The 17851-nt window shown below is 63.0% G+C and carries 16 protein-coding genes and 1 tRNA gene; 5 read left to right on the top strand and 12 right to left on the bottom strand.

Annotated features, from left to right (window positions below; translation table 11 throughout):
• Nucleotides 1–11: 11 nt before the first annotated feature.
• The 6 genes from QCE58_RS01575 to def form a co-directional block, all read right to left on the bottom strand.
• On the bottom strand, nucleotides 12–608 hold the full coding sequence (locus QCE58_RS01575; protein WP_008352184.1) for a DUF4390 domain-containing protein: 597 nt from the start codon (nucleotides 606–608) through the stop codon (nucleotides 12–14).
• On the bottom strand, nucleotides 605–2023 hold the full coding sequence (rsmB, locus tag QCE58_RS01570) for a 16S rRNA (cytosine(967)-C(5))-methyltransferase RsmB (protein ID WP_250520884.1): 1419 nt from the start codon (nucleotides 2021–2023) through the stop codon (nucleotides 605–607). Before rsmB ends, QCE58_RS01575 begins: the two co-directional genes overlap by 4 nt.
• 153 nt (nucleotides 2024–2176) lie before the next feature.
• Nucleotides 2177–3031, bottom strand: coding sequence for a zinc metalloprotease HtpX (htpX, locus tag QCE58_RS01565; RefSeq protein WP_008352188.1), 855 nt, complete (start codon nucleotides 3029–3031; stop codon nucleotides 2177–2179).
• A 132-nt stretch (nucleotides 3032–3163) separates the two neighbouring features.
• Nucleotides 3164–3808, bottom strand: coding sequence for a LysE family translocator (locus QCE58_RS01560; RefSeq protein ID WP_008352189.1), 645 nt, complete (start codon nucleotides 3806–3808; stop codon nucleotides 3164–3166).
• Nucleotides 3809–3879: 71 nt separating this feature from the next.
• Entirely contained in the window at nucleotides 3880–4848 is a 969-nt protein-coding gene (gene fmt / locus QCE58_RS01555; RefSeq protein WP_250435413.1) for a methionyl-tRNA formyltransferase, read from the bottom strand.
• 3 nt (nucleotides 4849–4851) lie between these two features.
• Entirely contained in the window at nucleotides 4852–5355 is a 504-nt protein-coding gene (def, locus tag QCE58_RS01550) for a peptide deformylase (protein WP_008352192.1), read from the bottom strand.
• Between the two features lie 201 nt (nucleotides 5356–5556).
• On the opposite strand from def, the gene dprA reads away from it, so the two are divergent.
• From dprA to QCE58_RS01535, 3 genes are all read left to right on the top strand, one after another.
• Entirely contained in the window at nucleotides 5557–6768 is a 1212-nt protein-coding gene (dprA, locus tag QCE58_RS01545; protein WP_250501623.1) for a DNA-processing protein DprA, read from the top strand.
• A 74-nt stretch (nucleotides 6769–6842) separates the two neighbouring features.
• A complete protein-coding gene (locus QCE58_RS01540; RefSeq protein WP_175979698.1) occupies nucleotides 6843–7220 on the top strand; it encodes a thioredoxin family protein in 378 nt (125 codons plus the stop codon).
• 171 nt (nucleotides 7221–7391) lie between these two features.
• Nucleotides 7392–10037, top strand: a complete 2646-nt coding sequence (locus QCE58_RS01535) for a DNA topoisomerase III (RefSeq protein WP_034470315.1) — start codon at nucleotides 7392–7394, stop codon at nucleotides 10035–10037.
• A gap of 80 nt (nucleotides 10038–10117) precedes the next feature.
• On the opposite strand, the gene QCE58_RS01530 is transcribed toward QCE58_RS01535, so the two are convergent.
• Together QCE58_RS01530 and QCE58_RS01525 are read right to left on the bottom strand one after the other, a co-directional pair.
• Complete coding sequence (locus tag QCE58_RS01530) at nucleotides 10118–11197, bottom strand: LysR family transcriptional regulator (protein WP_250520883.1); 1080 nt, start codon at nucleotides 11195–11197, stop codon at nucleotides 10118–10120.
• Between the two features lie 340 nt (nucleotides 11198–11537).
• The gene (locus QCE58_RS01525) at nucleotides 11538–13409 is read right to left on the bottom strand and encodes a phosphoenolpyruvate carboxykinase (GTP) (RefSeq protein WP_250520882.1); all 1872 of its coding nucleotides are present in this window, start codon (nucleotides 13407–13409) and stop codon (nucleotides 11538–11540) included.
• Between the two features lie 494 nt (nucleotides 13410–13903).
• Between QCE58_RS01525 and QCE58_RS01520 the strand changes: the two genes are divergently transcribed.
• Nucleotides 13904–14920: a D-2-hydroxyacid dehydrogenase family protein gene (locus tag QCE58_RS01520; protein WP_008352199.1), complete on the top strand. Its 1017-nt coding sequence runs from the start codon at nucleotides 13904–13906 to the stop codon at nucleotides 14918–14920.
• Between the two features lie 18 nt (nucleotides 14921–14938).
• Here QCE58_RS01520 and QCE58_RS01515 read toward each other — a convergent pair whose 3' ends face one another.
• The 3 genes from QCE58_RS01515 to QCE58_RS01505 are packed head-to-tail and all read right to left on the bottom strand — an operon-like array spanning nucleotide 14939 to nucleotide 16714.
• Nucleotides 14939–15415 carry an OsmC family protein gene (locus tag QCE58_RS01515; RefSeq protein ID WP_175979696.1) on the bottom strand — a complete coding sequence of 159 codons (477 nt, stop codon included), beginning with the start codon at nucleotides 15413–15415 and terminating at the stop codon, nucleotides 14939–14941.
• Nucleotides 15416–15425: 10 nt separating this feature from the next.
• Entirely contained in the window at nucleotides 15426–16295 is an 870-nt protein-coding gene (locus QCE58_RS01510) for a patatin-like phospholipase family protein (RefSeq protein WP_034470311.1), read from the bottom strand.
• An 11-nt stretch (nucleotides 16296–16306) separates the two neighbouring features.
• Nucleotides 16307–16714, bottom strand: coding sequence for a PaaI family thioesterase (locus tag QCE58_RS01505; RefSeq protein ID WP_250520881.1), 408 nt, complete (start codon nucleotides 16712–16714; stop codon nucleotides 16307–16309).
• Nucleotides 16715–16874: 160 nt separating this feature from the next.
• On the opposite strand from QCE58_RS01505, the gene QCE58_RS01500 reads away from it, so the two are divergent.
• Nucleotides 16875–16950, top strand: a tRNA-Lys gene (locus QCE58_RS01500).
• 496 nt (nucleotides 16951–17446) lie between these two features.
• Here the strand turns inward: QCE58_RS01500 and QCE58_RS01495 are convergent.
• Nucleotides 17447–17833: a DUF488 domain-containing protein gene (locus tag QCE58_RS01495; RefSeq protein WP_034470746.1), complete on the bottom strand. Its 387-nt coding sequence runs from the start codon at nucleotides 17831–17833 to the stop codon at nucleotides 17447–17449.
• Between the last annotated feature and the right edge of the window lie 18 nt (nucleotides 17834–17851).

Here is a 17851-nt window from a genome sequence, read left to right as displayed (position 1 = left end):
CGCGTCGAAATCTATTTCGCACGTTCTGCCGCCGTAAAAGTAAAACGCTTCCAGTCCGAGGAAAGGTTCCAGTCGCGATTGTTCACCGCGTCGATCTGGAACGGCTTGGGCATCAATGCGATGTCGAGCTGCATACGCACCGATGCGGTATAGGTTTCGCCGCCATGCACCTGATTACGGTCGATGACATGCCACGAAGTCACATGCTTGATGACCGCGAGCGCTTCGTTCAACGATGCGAAGCGCAATTGCAGGCCGCCCGTCGACACGCGATATTCGTTCGTGAGCGGTTGAAATGACAGACGGATGCTCTGCGACACGTTGACCGGCTCTTCATCGAACCAGTACCAGCGCGGTCTCGACAGGTTGAAGTCGATCGTGAAATAGAGCGGCACGCTGCGGTTCACGGCATCTTCGAGGCTGTTGTTCAGGTCGAAGTCGAAATGCGCGTCCAAGCTCCAGCCGGCATTGTCCGCTTGCAGCGACGCGCGCTGCACGGCGATCGTCTCGGCGAACGCGGAATCGGCCGCGGCGAACGTCAGCCAGAGCGTCAGCGCAGTCCAGATGACGGCCGCGAGCCGAAGCGGAAAAAAGCGTTTGATCGTCACCGTTTCTGAAAGCGCGCGTAGAAGAATCCGTCGTGGTCCGCGAGAGTCTCCGCGTCCCGATGCGGGTTCGCGAGATTTGTACTGTCCGGTGAACCTTGCGCCGCGACCGCGCTTGCGCGCGCCGCTGTCGGCAACAATTGGCCCGGCGCGTCCAATCGTACCGCATCTTCATGTGCGGTTCCAAACCAGCGGGCCTGCTCTTCGCCCTCCTCGGGAAAGATGGAGCACGTCACGTAGAGCAACTCGCCGCCCTTCGCGACGAGCGGCCACAGCGCGCTCACGATGCGCCTTTGCTCGGCGACGAGCGCATCGATATCCGATGCGCGCCGCAGCCAGCGGATATCCGGATGACGCCGCACGATGCCCGAGGCCGAGCACGGCACGTCCGCGAGAATGCGGTCGAAGGGCGCGCCGTCGAACCATTGCGCGGGATCGCCCGCGTCGCCGATCTTGATTTGCGCGTCGAGTTTCAGACGCTGCAAGTTTTGTCCGATGCGGCCAGAACGCTCGGCGTCGCTTTCGAGCGCGATCAGATCGACGTTCGCGAGTTCGAGAATGTGGCCCGTCTTGCCGCCCGGCGCGGCGCAGGCATCGAGCACGCGCATGCCGTCCTTCACGCCGAGCAGTTGCGCGGCGAGCTGCGCGCCGGCGTCCTGCACCGACACGACGCCTTCGTCGAACCCGGGAATGCGATCGACGGGCATCGGCGTTCTCAGGCGCACCGCGTGCAGGCCGGCGGCGTCGGCTTCGATATGCCCGTCGCGGAGGCGCGCGAGATAGTCGTCGACGCTCGCGTGCCGCGCGTTCACGCGAAGCGTGAGCGGACCTTGCGCGTTGCCCGCTTCGAGGATGCGCTCCCAGGCATCCGGCTGGCCGCGCTTCACCGCGTCGATCCACCATTGCGGATAATTCCAGCGCGCGACTTCGCTTGTGCGCGTTTCGTCGATCAGCGTGTCGCGCTCACGCAGAAAATTGCGCAGCACCGCGTTCACCAGGCCCTTCGCAAACGCGAATTCGCGGCGCGCGGCGATCGCGCTCACCGCCTGATCGACCACGGTGAAGGGCGAGTAAGCGGCATGCGCTTCGTCGTCGGTCAGCAGCGCGAACGCGCAGACGAGCACGTTCGCCACATGCGGCGGCGGCACCTTCTTCACGAGCCTGTGCAGCAGCGCATCGGCGAGCGCGAGACGGCGCATGGTCCGATACGCGATGTCCTGCACCGCCCCGCGCGCGCTCGCGTGCTTCGCCGACGCGACGACCGTCTGCAACGCCGCCGGCAGCGCCGAGCCCGCGCGCACCGCGCCGACGGCCTGCGCCGCGCTGTCGAGCGCGAACGCGAGCGAATCGGGCGCGAGACGCAACGCGCTCAGACGGAAATGCGCGGCGGCGGGCCGGCGGGAAGGCTTGTCGGTCATGGCGAAACGGGGACGGTCAACGGCGACGCGCAGAGTTCGCGCGAACGGGGAATTGTAACGTGCGGGAATTGCGCGCCCGGACGGCGGCGGCCGAACAAGAAAAAGGCCGCTCCGGCGTAACCGGAACGGCCTTGCTTTACGACGTTGCAGGTTTTAGAAGCGGCCGGTGCGCGCCATTTCCATCAGGCGGGCGACGCGCTCTTCGGTCGCCGGGTGCGTCGAGAACAGATTCGCGATGCCGCCGCCCGACAGCGGATTCATGATCATCATCTGCGCAGTCGCCGGATGCTGCTCGGCGGTCGGGAACGGCACGCCGGTCGCGTATGCGTGAATCTTCTCGAGCGCACTCGCGAGCGCTTGCGGATCGCCCGAAATTTCCGCGCCGCCGCGATCGGCTTCGAATTCGCGCGCGCGGGAAATCGCCATCTGGATCAGCGCACCCGCGATCGGGGCGAGAATCGCCACCAGAATGCTCGCGATGGGATTCGCCGGACGACCTTCGTCGTCGCGACCGCCGAAGAACATCGCGAAGTTCGCGAGCGCCGAGATCGCGCCGGCCATCGTCGCGGAGATGGTCGAGATGAGGATGTCGCGGTGCTTCACGTGCGCCAGTTCGTGCGCCATCACGCCGCGCATTTCACGCTCGGACAGCACGCGCAAAATGCCCGTGGTCGCCGCGACCGCCGCGTGCTCGGGATTGCGGCCCGTGGCGAACGCGTTCGGCGCGTCTTCGTTGATCAGATAGACGCGCGGCATCGGCAATTGAGCGCGCGTCGCGAGCTCGCGCACCATGCGATAAAACTGCGGCGCGGTGGTTTCGTCGACTTCCTGCGCGTTGTACATGCGCAGGACCATCTTGTCCGAGAACCAGTACGAAAAGAAATTCATGCCGAGCGCGACGATCAGCGCGAGCATCATGCCCTTCGATCCGCCGATCATTCCGCCGATCACGACAAAGAGGGCCGTGATCGCAGCCATCAGCATCGCGGTTTTGACCCAGTTGAACATGTCCGGAGCTCCTCTCCCTGTATGCAGTGCGCGAAGTGCGCGGTTGCCCCGGCCAACATGACCGGGACGACAATTGTAAGCAAAATGTTAGATAGTGGCAGCCGGCAATAATTCAATCCGAGATTGCGCGATTTATCGATGCGTCGTCGCGAGTTTGATACCGAGTCCGACGAACGCGCTGCCGACCCCGCGATCCAGCCACTTCTTCACGCCCGATTTGCCCGCGAAGCGCTCGGTGACGCTGCCCGCGATCCACGCGACGAAGCTGTTCCAGACCGTGCTCATCGCGATGAACACGACCCCGAGCGCGAGAAACGCGAGCGTCTTGTGCTGGCTGTCGGCGGCGACGAACTGCGGAAAGAACGACACGAAGAACAACACGACCTTCGGATTCAGCACGTTCGTGACGAAGCCTTGCGCGAAAAGCTGGCCGAGCGATTTCGGCGTGGCTTTTTCGTTTTGCGTCTCGCGCGCGGTTTCGGTGTCGTCGTGCTTCGCGAAAATGAGGCGCACGCCGAGATAAATCAGATAAATCGCGCCGGCAATCTTGATGACCGTGAACGCCGTCGCCGATGCAGCGAGAATCGCCGTCAACCCGAAGGCGCACGCGAGCGTATGGACGATGCAGCCAGCGGAAATCCCGAGCGCCGAAACGATGCCCGCGCCGCGCCCTTGAGCGACGCTGCGTCCGACGATGTAAGCCGTATCGGGGCCGGGCGTGACGTTTAGAAGAAAGACGGCGACGAGAAAGAAGGTGAAACCGGTAATGCCGAGCATCGAAAAACTCCAGACAGACAGGCGCGCGTTGACAACGATTTATTTTAGCGCTGCGTCTGTCCTGCCGTCCTTCACTGCAGCGTGAAACGCTGGCCCTTCGCGAGCGGCGCGCCCGCGAGAAATTCCCGCGCGGGCAAGCGCTTGCCGCCCGGTTTCTGAAGTTGCGTGAGTTTGAGCGCGCCGCTGCCGCACATAACGACGATACCGTCCGGGGAAACATCGGCGATGGCGCCCGGTTCGCCCGCACCGTCGACCGGTTGCGCCGCCCAGATCTTGATCGGCGCACCGTCGAGCGTGCCGAACGCGCCGGGAAACGGATCGAACGCGCGAATCTGGCGCGCGAGCTCTTCCGCCGGACGACGCCAGTCGAGCGCGGCTTCGTTCTTCGCGATCTTTTCCGCGTAGGTCGTGCCTTCGTCCGGCTGCGGCGTGGACGGCAATGCGCCATCGCGTTCAAGATCGCGCAGCGCGGCGACGATCAATTCCGCGCCCATCTGCGCGAGCCTGTCGTGCAGCGTGGCGGTCGTGTCGTCGGCGAGAATCGGCGTGCGCGCCTCACGGATCATCGCGCCGGTGTCGAGGCCGGCGTCCATCTGCATCAGCGTGATGCCGGTTTCTGCGTCGCCCGCTTCGATCGCGCGATGGATCGGCGCCGCGCCACGCCAGCGCGGCAACAGCGAAGCGTGAATGTTGATCGCGCCGCGCGGCGGAATATCGAGCACCTCCTGCGGCAGGATGAGCCCGTATGCGGCGACGACCATCACGTCGTGCGGCGTGGCCTTCAGCAAATCGATGGCTTCCGCCGCTTCCTGCGGATACTTGCCCGCGCGACGCAGCGACGTTGGCTGCGCGACCTTCAGACCATGCTCGACGGCGAAGCGCTTGACCGCACTGGCGGTCAGCTTCATGCCGCGTCCGGCGGGCCGGTCGGGCTGCGTCAAAACCAGCGGCACGGAAAAACCGGCTGCGTGAATGGCCGCGAGCGCGGCGGCAGCGAATTCCGGCGTACCGGCGAAAACCACGCGCAGCGATTGAGTCATCGGTTACAGCGCCTTTTCCAGCTTTTTCATCTTGCCGCGAATGCGCGTCTGCTTAAGCGTCGACAGATATTCCACGAAAACGTGGCCAGCCAGATGATCCATCTCGTGCTGGATGCACACCGCGAGCAAGCCGTCGCAATCGAGCTCGAAGGTTTCGCCCTTCTCGTTCAGCGCCTTCACGCGCACCTTGTCAGGGCGCTCGACGAAGTCGTAAATGCCCGGCACCGAAAGACAGCCCTCTTCCCATTCCTTCTTCTGCTCGCTCGTCCAGACGAGCTCAGGGTTGATGAAGACCATCAGCTGGTCGTGCGCGTCCGAGACGTCGATCACGATCACGCGCTCGTGCACATCCACCTGCGTCGCGGCAAGGCCGACGCCGGGCGCGGCGTACATCGTCTCGGCCATGTCGGCGACGAGCTTGCGGATGCGGTCGTCGACCACGGCGACAGGTTTCGCCACCTTGTTCAGACGCTTGTCCGGGTAGTTGAGTATCTTGAGCAGAGCCATGATTCGGATTGTCTACGCGCGCCGCGACGCGTGTAAATCGGCCATTCGGCCAGGTTGCGGGTAATGGGGCGGCATGCCGAAGATATGCGGGTGAATCCAGTGGATTCAACGCCGCCGGCAAGCGGCCGATGGGCGTCGCTGCGGGCTTTCAAACGTGCCTGAGCGACCTTTCTTTATCTATTCCGGATCAAAAATCTTAACATGACGACCGCCGACCTGCCGACCGAGGAAGCCGCCTCCACACTCGATGCCGACGAACTGCGCGCCTGGCTGCGGCTCGCGCACGCCAAAGAGCTGCGCCCGCTCGCGCTGCGCACGTTGCTCGGTACTTTCGGCGGTCCGCGCGAGGTTTTGTCGGAGAGTTTTGCGACGCTCGCGGAAACCACCGACGCCCGCACAGCCGAAGCCGTGCTCGCGCCACCCGCGGACATCGAAGGCGTTTCGTTCGACCACTATATTGAAGCGGCTTCGGCGTGGGCATCCGAACCGGGCAACCACGTCCTGACGCTCGCCGACGCCGCCTATCCGCAAGCGCTGCTGACGATGCCCGATCCGCCGCCGTTGCTCTATGCGAAGGGCCGGCTCGATCTGCTGCAGGCGCGCGCGGTGGCCATCGTCGGCAGCCGGCATGCGACGCCGCAAGGTCTGGAGGACGCGCGCCGCTTCGCCCGCGTGCTGTCGGATGCGGGACTTGCGGTCGTGTCGGGGCTCGCGCTCGGCATCGATGCGTCCGCGCATCGCGGAGCGCTGGAGGGTGCGACCGGCACGGTGTCGGTCATCGGCACGGGCGCCGATCTCGTGTATCCCGCCGCGCATCACACGCTCGCGCACGAAATCGCCCGCGACGGCGCGATGCTCTCCGAATGGCCGCTCGGCACGCCCGCGCGCTCCGCCAACTTCCCACAGCGCAACCGGCTGATCGCGGGATTGTCGGGCGGCGTGCTGATCGTCGAAGCCGCGATGCGCTCCGGCTCGCTCATCACCGCGCGGCTCGCCAACGAAATGGGGCGCGATGTTTTTGCGATGCCTGGCTCCGTCCACGCGCCGCTTTCGCAGGGTTGTCATCGGCTGATAAAGGAGGGCGCGAAGCTCGTCGAAACGCCGGAAGAAGTGCTCGAAGAGTTCGGTTTCTCGTCGGCGCAGGCAAGCGCGGCGGGGTCGGCGGCAAAGCGCGGGAGGCTGCGGCCGGTGAGCGCATCGTGGGCATCGGCGGCGCTGCACGACACGCCGATGAACGCCGATGCCGCGCGCGTGCTCGGCGCGCTCGGCCATGCGCCCGCGACGCTTGAAATCCTCGCGACGCGCACCGATCTGGACGGGGCGGCGTTGCAAGGCGCGCTGCTGCAGCTCGAATTGTCGGGCCAGGTGGCCGCGCTCGCGGGCGGTCGCTACGCGGCGGTGCAGCGCTCGTGATTCCTCGTCGTGCTACATTCGCGGAAAAATGAGCCGTCCCCGCAGCCGACACCAATAAGGATCTCGCACCCGTCATGTCCGCGCTGAATCTCGATACCGACGCCGATCTCATCGCGGAACGCATCGCCGTGCCCGGCACGCTGTTCGTCGCCTGCCTGTGCGCGGAATGGTGTGGAACGTGCCGCGAGTATCGCGAAGGGTTCGACAAGCTGGCGGACGCGCATCCGGACGTCTGCTTCGCGTGGATCGACATCGAGAATCACGCCGACCGTTTCGACGATCTCGACGTGGAAAATTTTCCTACCATCCTGATCGAGGACTCGGTCACGACGCGATTCTTCGGCACGGTTCTGCCGCAGGCTTCCATCGTCGACCGGATGCTCACCGATCTGACCGCGCTGCCGGGCATGGTCGGTGCGCCGAAACTGCGCCCGGCGCTTGCTACGGCCTGATTGCGACGCCCGCGAAACGCACCTTTCGCGTCTCTCGCAACGCGCTTCGCGGGCCGGATATCGAAACGCCCGGATTCGCGGTTCGGCGCCCGCCGCGCAAAGCGTGTGCTATAAAGCGGTCGTTAAAGCAGTCCAAACCGGGCCGCTGCCAGTTACCAACCCTTTTGAGTCATGTCCAAAGCCCTGATCATCGCTGAGAAGCCTTCCGTCGCGAACGACATCGCGCGTGCGCTGGGCGGCTTCACCAAGCATGACGAGTACTACGAGAGCGACGACTACGTGCTCTCGTCCGCGGTCGGCCATCTGCTCGAGATCGCGGCGCCCGAGGAGTACGACGTCAAGCGCGGCAAATGGAGCTTCGCCAATCTGCCGGTCATTCCGCCGCATTTCGACCTGAATCCCATCGCGAAAAGCGAGTCGCGCCTCAAGGTGCTGACGAAGCTGATGAAGCGAAAAGATATCGACCGCCTCATCAACGCATGCGACGCGGGGCGCGAGGGCGAGCTGATTTTCCGTCTGATCGCGCAGCATGCGAAGGCGAAGCAGCCGGTCCAGCGCCTGTGGCTGCAGTCGATGACGCCTGCCGCGATCCGCGAAGGCTTCGCGAACCTGCGCAGCGATGCCGACATGCAGCCGCTCGCCGACGCCGCACGCTGCCGCTCGGAAGCGGACTGGCTCGTCGGCATCAACGGCACGCGCGCGATGACCGCGTTCAACAGCAAGGGCGGCGGTTTCTTCCTGACGACCGTCGGCCGCGTTCAGACGCCAACGTTGTCGATCGTCGTCGAACGCGAAGAGAAGATTCGGCGATTCGTGCCGCGCGATTACTGGGAAGTGCGCGCCGAGTTCATCGCCGCGAAGGGCCTGTACGAAGGCCGCTGGTTCGATCCGAAGTTCAAGCGCGTCGAAAACGATCCGGAGCAGCGCGATTCGCGCCTGTGGAGCCTGCCGGCGGCGGAATCCATCGTCGCGGCGTGCCGCGGCAAGACCGGCACCGTGACCGAGGAATCGAAGCCGTCGACGCAAATGTCGCCGCTGCTGTTCGATCTGACCAGCTTGCAGCGCGAAGCCAACAGCCGCTTCGGCTTTTCGGCGAAGAACACGCTCGGCCTCGCGCAAGCGCTGTACGAAAAGCACAAGGTTCTCACCTATCCGCGTACCGACGCGCGCGCGCTGCCCGAGGACTACCTGAACACGGTCAAAGACACGATGACCATGCTCAAGGAGAGCAACAACTATCTGCCGTTCGCGAAGCAGGTGCTCGACAAGGGCTGGGTGAAGCCGAACAAGCGCATCTTCGACAATTCGAAGATCAGCGACCACTTCGCCATCATCCCGACGCTGCAGGCGCCCAAAGCGCTGTCCGAGCCCGAGCAGAAGCTGTATGACCTCGTCGTCAAGCGCTTCCTGTCGGTGTTTTTCCCGGCGGCCGAATATCTCGTGACGACGCGCATCACCGAAGTTTCCGGGCATCACTTCAAGACGGAAGGCAAGGTGCTGGTCGAGCCCGGCTGGCTGCAGGTCTACGGCCGCGAAGCCGCGGGCGAGGAAGGCAATCTCGTGCCGGTGCAGAAGGACGAAAAGGTCGATGTCGAAAAGGTCGAGGCGCACGGTCTCGTGACCAAGCCGCCCGCGCGCTACAACGAGGCGTCGCTGCTTTCGGCGATGGAAGGCGCGGGCAAGCTCGTCGAAGACGAGGAACTGCGCGACGCGATGGCCGCGAAAGGTCTCGGCACGCCGGCGACGCGCGCGGCGATCATCGAAGGTCTGCTCGGCGAGAAGTACATGGTGCGCGAAGGCCGCGAGCTGATCCCGACGGCCAAGGCATTCCAGTTGATGACCTTGCTGCGCGGTCTCGGCGTCGAGGAGCTCACCGCGCCCGAATTGACGGGCCAGTGGGAGCACAAGCTTTCGCAGATGGAGCGCGGCAACCTGCATCGCGATGCGTTCATGCAGGAAATCGCGCGCATGACGCAAACCATCGTCAAACGCGCGAAAGAGTACGACTCCGACACGATCCCCGGCGATTACGCGACGCTCGAAACGCCCTGCCCGAATTGCGGCGCGCAGGTGAAGGAGAACTATCGCCGGTTCGCGTGCACGAAGTGCGAGTTTTCGATTTCGAAGATTCCGGGCGGACGTCAGTTCGAGATTCCTGAAGTCGAGGAATTGCTGCGCGAGAAGACCATCGGGCCGCTGTCGGGCTTTCGCAGCAAGATGGGCCGTCCGTTCTCGGCGATCCTCAAGCTCGCGTTGGACGACGAAATCAAGAACTACAAGCTCGAATTCGACTTCGGTCAGGATTCCGGCGGCGAAGACGGCGAACCGCCCGATTTCTCCGAGCAGACGCCGGTCGGCGCATGTCCGAAATGCCAGTCGCGCGTGTTCGAACACGGCATGAGCTATGTGTGCGAAAACTCGGTGTCGAATCCGAAGACTTGCGACTTCCGCTCCGGCAAGGTGATCCTTCAGCAGGAAATCACCCGCGAACAGATGGAAAAGCTGCTGGGCGCGGGCCGCACCGATCTGCTGACGAACTTCAAGTCGTCGCGCACCGGACGCAACTTCAAGGCATTCCTCGTGAAGCAGCCGGATGGCAAGATCGGCTTCGAATTCGAGAAGAAGGAGGCCAAACCGGGCGCGAAGACGGCGGCGAAGCGCGGCGCGACAGCGGAAGCTCAAGCCGACAGCGGCGACGACAACGGCGACAGCGATGTCGCAGTCGCCGCCAAGACCACGTCCGCGAAGACTGCAGCCAAGAAAGCGCCCGCGAAGAAGGCGGCAGCGAAGAAAGCTCCGGCGAAGAAGACGAGCTGATCGTTCTCGGAGTCCGTCAGAAAGAAAACCCCCGCGAGAAACGTCGCGGGGGTTTTTTATTTGCGCCTGGCGCGAGCCTTTCAGAAAGGCGATGCCGCCGGCACACGCCCTCGCGTACGCGACGGTTTCGATAGCTTCGGCGCGAGTTCGCCGTCGATCGGGCGCGCGCGCGGCGCGGGCGTCGCCGGTTCGTCGGCGTGCTCGTAGTGCGAATGCGCCACCGGCCTGCCGCGGCCATCGCGAATCCACTGCTCGCCGAGTTGATGATTCGGCGTCTGGCTGAAATGCTCGACGAGGTGATCGATGAACGTCCGCACCTTCGCCGGCAAATGACGGCGGCTCGGATACGCGACGTTGATCTCGACCTGCGGCAATTGATAGTCGCCGAGCAGACGCACGAGCTGGCCGCGCGTCGTGTCGTTGCCGATCAAATAGCTCGGCAAAATCGCGATGCCCATGCCGAGCAGCGCGAACTGCCGCAGCATCTCCGTGTTGTTCGCGATGATCACGTTCTGCGGCCGCACACGCACTTCGCCTTCCGGACCGGTGAACACGCGCTCGTCGCCCCAGTATTCCGACGGCAAGCTCAGGCACGGATGCTCGAGCAGATGCTCGGGGCGCGTCGGCGTGCCGTGCGCTTCGAGATACGCGGGTGTCGCGCAGACAGTCATGCAGCCCGTCGTCAGACGCCGCGTGACGACGCTTGCGCTTTTCACCTGCCGCGCGATCACGATGCCGACATCGAAGCCTTCCTCGACCAAATCGACCTGACGATCCACCAGCGTCACGTCCGGCACGACTTTCGGATAACGCTGCGCATACGTCTGTAGCACGGGCGCGAGATTATGCAGACCGAACACGACGGGCGCGACGATCCTGAGCGAACCGAGCGGTTCGTGATTGCGCGCCACCACCATTTGTTCGACGTCTTCCAGTTCGTCGAGAATTTGCCGCGCCCGCTCCAGATAAACCTGGCCGGACTCGGTGAGCGAGAGGCTGCGCGTCGTGCGGTTGAGCAAGCGCGTGCCGAGGCGTCCTTCCAGGTCCGCGACGTGCCGCGTAGCCACCGCATTGGAGATGTCCATCGCGCTTGCGGCACGGGCGAAACTCCCGAGATCCGCGACGCGGACGAACACTCTCATCGACTGCAAATGATCCATAAGACAACTCCTGCCGCTAGACGGCTCGAATTCTGCTGCAAAGCAATTCAGGATTATCCTAGGACCGGCGTTTTTGTGCAGAAGTTGCCCGGAAGCACAAAAAAATCGAAAAAAATCTGGATGTTAGGCGCGTTACGCGGATGAAAGATCACCGATTGTTGCGATTTGCACAACACCAAGATCAGTGCAATCCGATTGATGGAATTTTGAAAGCACTTGCCGCGTCAATTTCGGCGGTGTACGCGAGGAGCAAATCGGGCCCGTCGCTGCGGGCCCGATAAAAAGGGATTGATTCAGTTTTCGATATAAATACGGCGCGCGAGCGCGCCGGATGCGACGCTTATGCGGCGAGGCGCTTCTCCATACCGGCCTTGGCGTCCGGCAGAGCTTCCGGCAAACCGTGCTTGAGCTTCGAAAAAAGCTCGTCGTGGAGCGCGAGTTCGTCGCGCCAGGCGGCATCGCTGACGGAGATGACCTGCTCGAACTGCTCGCGCGAGAAGCCGAGCGCGCCCCAGTCGATGTCCTCGTAGCGCGGCGAAATGCCGAACGCGTGCTCCTCGCCCTTCGCGGTGCCTTCGATACGGCCGATCATCCAGTTCAGCACGCGCATGTTTTCGCCGAAGCCCGGCCACACGAACTTGCCGTCGTCGCCCTTGCGGAACCAGTTGACGCAGAAGAACTTCGGCGCTTTCGCGTTCGTCGCTTCGAGGCGCTCGCCCATTTTCAGCCAGTGGCCGAAATAATCGGCCATGTTGTAGCCGCAGAACGGCAGCATCGCGAATGGATCTCGGCGCACGACGCCTTGTTGCCCCGCGGCGGCGGCGGTGGTTTCGGAGCCCATCGTCGCGGCCATGTAGACGCCTTCCTTCCAGTCGCGCGCTTCAGTGACGAGCGGCACGGTGTTGGAGCGGCGTCCGCCGAAGATGAACGCATCGATCGGCACGCCAGCCGGATTTTCCCAATCGGCATCGATCGACGGACATTGCGACGCCGGCGCGGTGAAGCGCGCGTTCGGATGCGCGGCTTTCGCGCCGGTTTCCTTCGCGATTGCCGGCGTCCAGTCGCGGCCCTGCCAGTCGATCAGATGCGCGGGCGGCGTGTCGGTCATGCCTTCCCACCAGACATCGCCGTCGTCGGTCAGCGCGACGTTCGTGAAGATCACGTTTTCCTTCAACGTGGCCATCGCGTTGAAGTTGGTCTTTTCGCTCGTGCCGGGCGCGACGCCGAAATAGCCCGCTTCCGGATTGATTGCGTAGAGACGCCCGTCGCGGCCCGGCTTGATCCACGCGATGTCGTCGCCGATGGTCGTGACCTTCCAGCCGTTCAGGTCGCTCGGCGGAATCAGCATCGCGAAGTTGGTCTTGCCGCACGCCGACGGAAACGCCGCCGCGACGTGATACTTGCGCCCCTGCGGCGAGGTCACGCCGAGAATCAGCATGTGCTCGGCGAGCCAGCCTTCGTCGCGGCCCATCGTCGAGGCGATGCGCAGCGCGAAGCATTTCTTGCCGAGCAGCGCGTTGCCGCCGTATCCCGAGCCGAAGCTCCAGATTTCGCGCTTTTCGGGAAAATGGACAATGTACTTCGTGTCGTTGCACGGCCAAGGCACGTCCTTGCGCCCATCGACGAGCGGCGCACCGACGGAATGCACGCACGGCACGAACTCGCCGTTCTCGCCCAACACGTCGTACACGGCGCGTCCCATGCGCGTCATGATGCGCATGTTCGTCACGACATACGGGCTGTCCGACAATTCCACGCCGATATGCGCGATCGGCGAGCCGAGCGGGCCCATCGAGAACGGCACGACATACATCGTTCGGCCGCGCATGGACCCGTCGAACAGGCCGTCGAGCGTGACGCGCATTTCCTGCGGATCGATCCAGTTATTCGTGGGGCCGGCGTCTTCGCGCCGCTGCGAGCAGATGAACGTGCGATCTTCGACGCGCGCCACGTCCGAGGGATCCGACCAAGCGAGGAAGGAATTCGGGCGCTCCTCGGGATTGAGCTTCTTCATCGTGCCGGCTTCGACCATCTGCTGGCAGAGCCGATCGTATTCTTCCTGCGACCCGTCGCACCATTCGATGCGATCCGGCTTGGTCAGGGCCGCGATTTGCTGGACCCATTCGATGAGTCTTCGGTGCCGGACATAGGCCGGCGCTTCGATTTCGACGGCGTTTTTTTGGTTGTCTTCGACTACTGCGGGCTGGTTCATCGAGCTGTCTCCGTTCTTCTGCAATGAAAACCAATGGCCCCACTGACGCTGCATGCGAGAGGCGTGTGCGACTCGAACCGCCGGGCGCTTTCGTGCATTTTGCAGCGCTGCTTTACGCGCTTTCATCGCACGAAATGCGGTTCGCGAGCCAATGCGGCGTCACGGGCATGAATCCTTACGCAGCAAACCGTACCTTTTCGCGGCTTGCGTCGCAAAGGAACAAACTGTTAAAAAGAGATACTAAGTGGCCTGTCTCCTCGCGGATCATCGTGTTTTCCGCTACTTGTGCCGAATTTCTTTATTTTGGCGCGGCCTGACGAGGCTCCTGAAAAATGGGAGTCAAGCATAACACTGCATTGCATGAACTCGTTGATGCAGCGCAATAACGACGAATAGAGCGCAATTTATCGGTATTTACCCGAACTTAGCGCTACATTCTCGCCTTCGATTAAAAAGCAGCACGTTTGATGCCTAACAAAAGCCACCCAATGCCCATGAAAATCGCCATTCTCGACGACTACCAGGATGCCGTCCGGAAGCTCGATTGCTTCCATCTGCTCGATGACCATGAGGTGAAGGTCTTCAATAACACGGTGCGTGGTCTTGGACAGTTGGCCAGCAGATTGTCGGAAGTGGACGCGCTCGTGCTGATTCGCGAACGCACGCGCATCAGCTCGCAACTGCTCGACAAATGTCCGAAACTGCGCATGATCAGCCAGACGGGACGCGCGGGCGGCGGGCATATCGATATCGATGCGTGTACGGAACGCGGCATCGCAGTGCTGGAAGGCACAGGTTCGCCGATCGCACCCGCCGAACTGACGTGGGCGCTCATCATGTCGGCGCAGCGGCGCATTCCGCAGTACGTCGCAAACCTGAAGCAAGGCGCGTGGCAGCAGTCGGGGTTGAAGACATCGGCGCTGCCGCCGAATTTCGGCTTGGGCCAAGTGTTGCGCGGACAGACGCTCGGCATCTGGGGCTACGGCAAGATCGGCAAGCTCGTCGCGGGCTACGGCAAAGCGTTCGGCATGAACGTGCTCGTCTACGGACGGGAGCATTCGGCAAGCGCCGCGCGCGAAGATGGATTCGCGGTCGCCGAAAGCCGCGAGGCGCTTTTCGAACAGAGCGACGTGCTCACGCTGCATCTGCGTCTGACGGACGAGACGACTGGCATCGTCAAGCAGGACGATCTGATGCGTATGAAGCCGACCGCGCTGTTCGTCAACACGAGCCGCGCCGAACTGCTCGAAGAGAACGCGCTGCTCAACTCGCTGCACCACAACCGGCCGGGCATGGTCGCCGTCGATGTGTTCGAAAGCGAGCCGATTCTGCAAGGCTACGGCCTGCTGCGTCTGGAGAACGTGATCTGCACGCCGCACATCGGCTATGTGGAGCGCGAGAGTTACGAGCTGTATTTCGGCGCGGCGTTCAGGAACATCCTCGCGTTCGATGCGGGCGATACCTCGAGCGTTTTCAACAAGGAAGCGCTTCACCACGCGCGCCGCCGTTGAGTTTCGTCGCGGCGAAGATCAGAGCGTCGACATTTCGATCGACGGCTCGCAGCGCACCGGAAAATTCACCGAGTTCGCGATGAAGCAAAAGCGGTGCGCCTCTTCGTGCAGGCGCGCCGCGAGACCGGCGTCGCTGCCCGCGCCGATCGTCACCTTCGGACGCAGCAGCACATCGACGAAACGTCCGTCGCCCTTCGATTCCTCCTGCATCGTGCCGATGGCTTCATCGACATAACCGGTCACCGCGATCTTGTTCGTCGCGCACAAGTGCAGATACCAGAGCATGTGGCACGACGAGAGCGACGCCACGAACAACTCTTCGGGATTGTGACGCGCGGGATCGCCGCGAAACGCCGGATCGCTCGACGCCTCGATCGCCGTCTTCGTGCCGACGCGCACGAGGTGATCGCGCGAATACGCGTCGTAAGCCGATGTGCCGGAACCGAGATTGCCGGTCCAGTCGACGGTCAGTTCGTACGTGTGTTTCTTCGCCACGGTCTGCTCCTCAAGCGAGATGCGAAGCGGTTTCCATCAGGCGCGGAAGACGTTCCAGGAAGTCTTCGCCGTCCGCGCGGCCCAGATCATAAGCATGTTGCATTTGCGCCGGACTCGTATAGTCCCAGCTCGAAATCGGCACTTTGCGCGACGGCTGGATGTAAAGGCGCTTCTGCTCGCCGTGCGGCACGACGAACATGCGCTCGCGCGGATAGAGGCGCGTGACCATCACGAGGACGAGTCCCGGCGATGGATCGAGCGCGGAGACGGGCACGTTGTCGACCATGCCGCCATCGAGAACCGGGCGGCCGTTGCGCCGGAGGATCGGCGTGAACGGCGGCGTGCTCGACGATTGCAGGATGAGATCGGCGAGATCTTCGATCGTCGCGCATTCCTGCGCCTTCACGAATTCCGGATGAAAGCCGAGCGCCTGGCCGAGCGTCGGATGCAGCGTCTTGCGCACGTATTTTTCGATGTTGTACGCGATGAGGCCCGCCGCGACCGCGCTGCGCGCGCCGAGCCAGCGCGGCAGATGCGACACGCCGATGCGGATCTCGGGCGCCGACGCGAGTTCGTGGAAGCGGTTCGCGAAGATGTCGAGCAGCGCCTGGCGATAGATGCGGTAGTGCGGAAACACCGATCGGCCGCGCAGCAGGTTGCCCCAGTAGGCGTTGCGCGTGTTGTCGCGCAGGGCGTGGGCGTAGTAGTCCATCACCCAGCGCGACTGGTTCGTGTAGAGCATGCACGCCGTGGCCGCGCCCGCCGATATGCCCGCGATGATGCGCGGCCTGAGATCCAGTTCCGGCTGGATGACGTCCCAGAAGCCGGCTTGCCACCAGCAGCGGTTTCCGCCGCCGGCGAATACGACTTGGTCGAACATTTATTTGTCGTTCACTTGTTGATGAGCGCGTAGGTAGTCGTGGCGTGCGCGGCGAGTTCGCCTTGTTCGTCGTGCATCTCGATTTCGCAGAAGACGAGATTGCGGCCGCGGCGCTGGATGTGCGCGGTGATCAGCACGTCGCCGGTTTTGACCGGGCGCATGAATGTGGTGTTGAGGGAGACGGTCGTCATCGGCTGGAACCCGCCGAGAACGTGCGAGGCGGCGATGACCATCGCGGTGTCGGCGGCGGCCATGAAAACTTGCCCACAGATGACGCCGCCCGCGTGACGCAGATGATCCGAATACGGCAAGCGCAGCGTGACGGCGTTTTCGGCGATGGATTCGGGCGCGAGGCGCAGTTCCTTGACCCACGGCGCGAGGATGTCGTCGAGCAAGGCGCGGATGGCGGTTTCGTCCATGGTTCTTCTTTCGCGATGCGGTGGCTGAAGATGCGTCATGATACCGGGGCGTCGCGCGCTCGCAGACGCCCTTCAGGGACGGTTTCGTCAGAAAGTTAAGAATTTTCGCTGCGAGGGCTTGCGCTTCTGCAAAAGCTCCCGCTATAATTTCGCTTCTGTTGGGGCGTTAGCTCAGTTGGTAGAGCAGCGGACTCTTAATCCGTAGGTCGAGTGTTCGAGTCACTCACGCCCCACCAAGCATTACGAAGCCCGGTTAGCGAAAGCTGACCGGGCTTTGCTTTTCGTGCGCGTCGGATCAGCACGGCGTCTTTCTCATGCAACGACCGTCGCGCGCGCAGTGCATCGCAAACCCGGCCGAACGTAGCGACCTCCAACCGGGTTGATTTCGTTTGTCAGTTGTCGCATACACCTCGCCGACAACCTACGCGTCGACAATTCTCAAAGCACTTCGAACCAGGCCTTGATCTTGAGGGCCATCAACTTTCGACGCTCCTCCAGAAAGACGTCATATTCGTCGACATTTCCATACAGCATGGAGACCGGAACGCAGTTGGCTTCAAGATTTGCGATGAGATCCTCTCGTTTGTCGATGCACTACTAACTACTTGCCCCATCGCGACATCCGTTCCGGTTGAATTCAGACATCCGAATCAGATTGCCGACGCGCCCGCCCCGCCGCGGGCGCTCACGTGAAGCCGAATTATAGACTCCGGCTCTGGAGTTATCGGACTCTCAAACCACCTCCGCCCCGCGCGCCTGCAACAATTCCCGCAACACCGAGCGATGACACCGCGCCTCATCCTCGCAATAACACCCGACCGAAAAGTTTGCGGTATGCGACAACGCCGCCAGCAAATCGAGCGTCTTGCTCGCATCCGACTCAGCCATCTCCGCTTTGAACTTCTTCACGAACGCGCGCCAATCCTTGTCGTTCTCGGCATGAAGCGCCTGCGTCACCAGTTCCGGCGTCGGCGCTAGCACCGGATACCACACGTCATAAAAATCGCGCTTCGCGAACTCGGCCTTCGGCACGCCGCGCGGCGGCCGCCGCACCGTGCCGATCCGCAATCCCTCGTTCTCCGCGCGCGGCGTTCCCAGTCTCACGATCCGTATCGTCATCATCGGTCTCCTTCGATG

The sequence above is a fragment of the Caballeronia sp. LZ028 genome, from assembly GCF_031451415.1.
Lineage (GTDB): Bacteria > Pseudomonadota > Gammaproteobacteria > Burkholderiales > Burkholderiaceae > Caballeronia > Caballeronia zhejiangensis.
The sequence above is the reverse complement of the archived record's forward strand: the minus strand, read 5'-3'. Positions and strand labels throughout refer to the sequence as shown.

Excerpts from the sequence above, each read along its gene's own strand:
- QCE58_RS01530 (WP_250520883.1), bottom strand. The coding sequence starts at position 11,197 with ATGGATCATTTGCAGTCGATGAGAGTGTTCGTCCGCGTCGCGGATCTC.
- fmt (WP_250435413.1), bottom strand. The coding sequence starts at position 4,848 with ATGACTCAATCGCTGCGCGTGGTTTTCGCCGGTACGCCGGAATTCGCT.
- dprA (WP_250501623.1), top strand. The coding sequence starts at position 5,557 with ATGACGACCGCCGACCTGCCGACCGAGGAAGCCGCCTCCACACTCGAT.
- QCE58_RS01510 (WP_034470311.1), bottom strand. The coding sequence starts at position 16,295 with ATGTTCGACCAAGTCGTATTCGCCGGCGGCGGAAACCGCTGCTGGTGG.
- rsmB (WP_250520884.1), bottom strand. The coding sequence starts at position 2,023 with ATGACCGACAAGCCTTCCCGCCGGCCCGCCGCCGCGCATTTCCGTCTG.
- QCE58_RS01525 (WP_250520882.1), bottom strand. The coding sequence starts at position 13,409 with ATGAACCAGCCCGCAGTAGTCGAAGACAACCAAAAAAACGCCGTCGAA.
- QCE58_RS01520 (WP_008352199.1), top strand. The coding sequence starts at position 13,904 with ATGAAAATCGCCATTCTCGACGACTACCAGGATGCCGTCCGGAAGCTC.
- def (WP_008352192.1), bottom strand. The coding sequence starts at position 5,355 with ATGGCTCTGCTCAAGATACTCAACTACCCGGACAAGCGTCTGAACAAG.
- QCE58_RS01505 (WP_250520881.1), bottom strand. The coding sequence starts at position 16,714 with ATGGACGAAACCGCCATCCGCGCCTTGCTCGACGACATCCTCGCGCCG.
- QCE58_RS01540 (WP_175979698.1), top strand. The coding sequence starts at position 6,843 with ATGTCCGCGCTGAATCTCGATACCGACGCCGATCTCATCGCGGAACGC.
- QCE58_RS01560 (WP_008352189.1), bottom strand. The coding sequence starts at position 3,808 with ATGCTCGGCATTACCGGTTTCACCTTCTTTCTCGTCGCCGTCTTTCTT.
- QCE58_RS01535 (WP_034470315.1), top strand. The coding sequence starts at position 7,392 with ATGTCCAAAGCCCTGATCATCGCTGAGAAGCCTTCCGTCGCGAACGAC.
- htpX (WP_008352188.1), bottom strand. The coding sequence starts at position 3,031 with ATGTTCAACTGGGTCAAAACCGCGATGCTGATGGCTGCGATCACGGCC.
- QCE58_RS01495 (WP_034470746.1), bottom strand. The coding sequence starts at position 17,833 with ATGACGATACGGATCGTGAGACTGGGAACGCCGCGCGCGGAGAACGAG.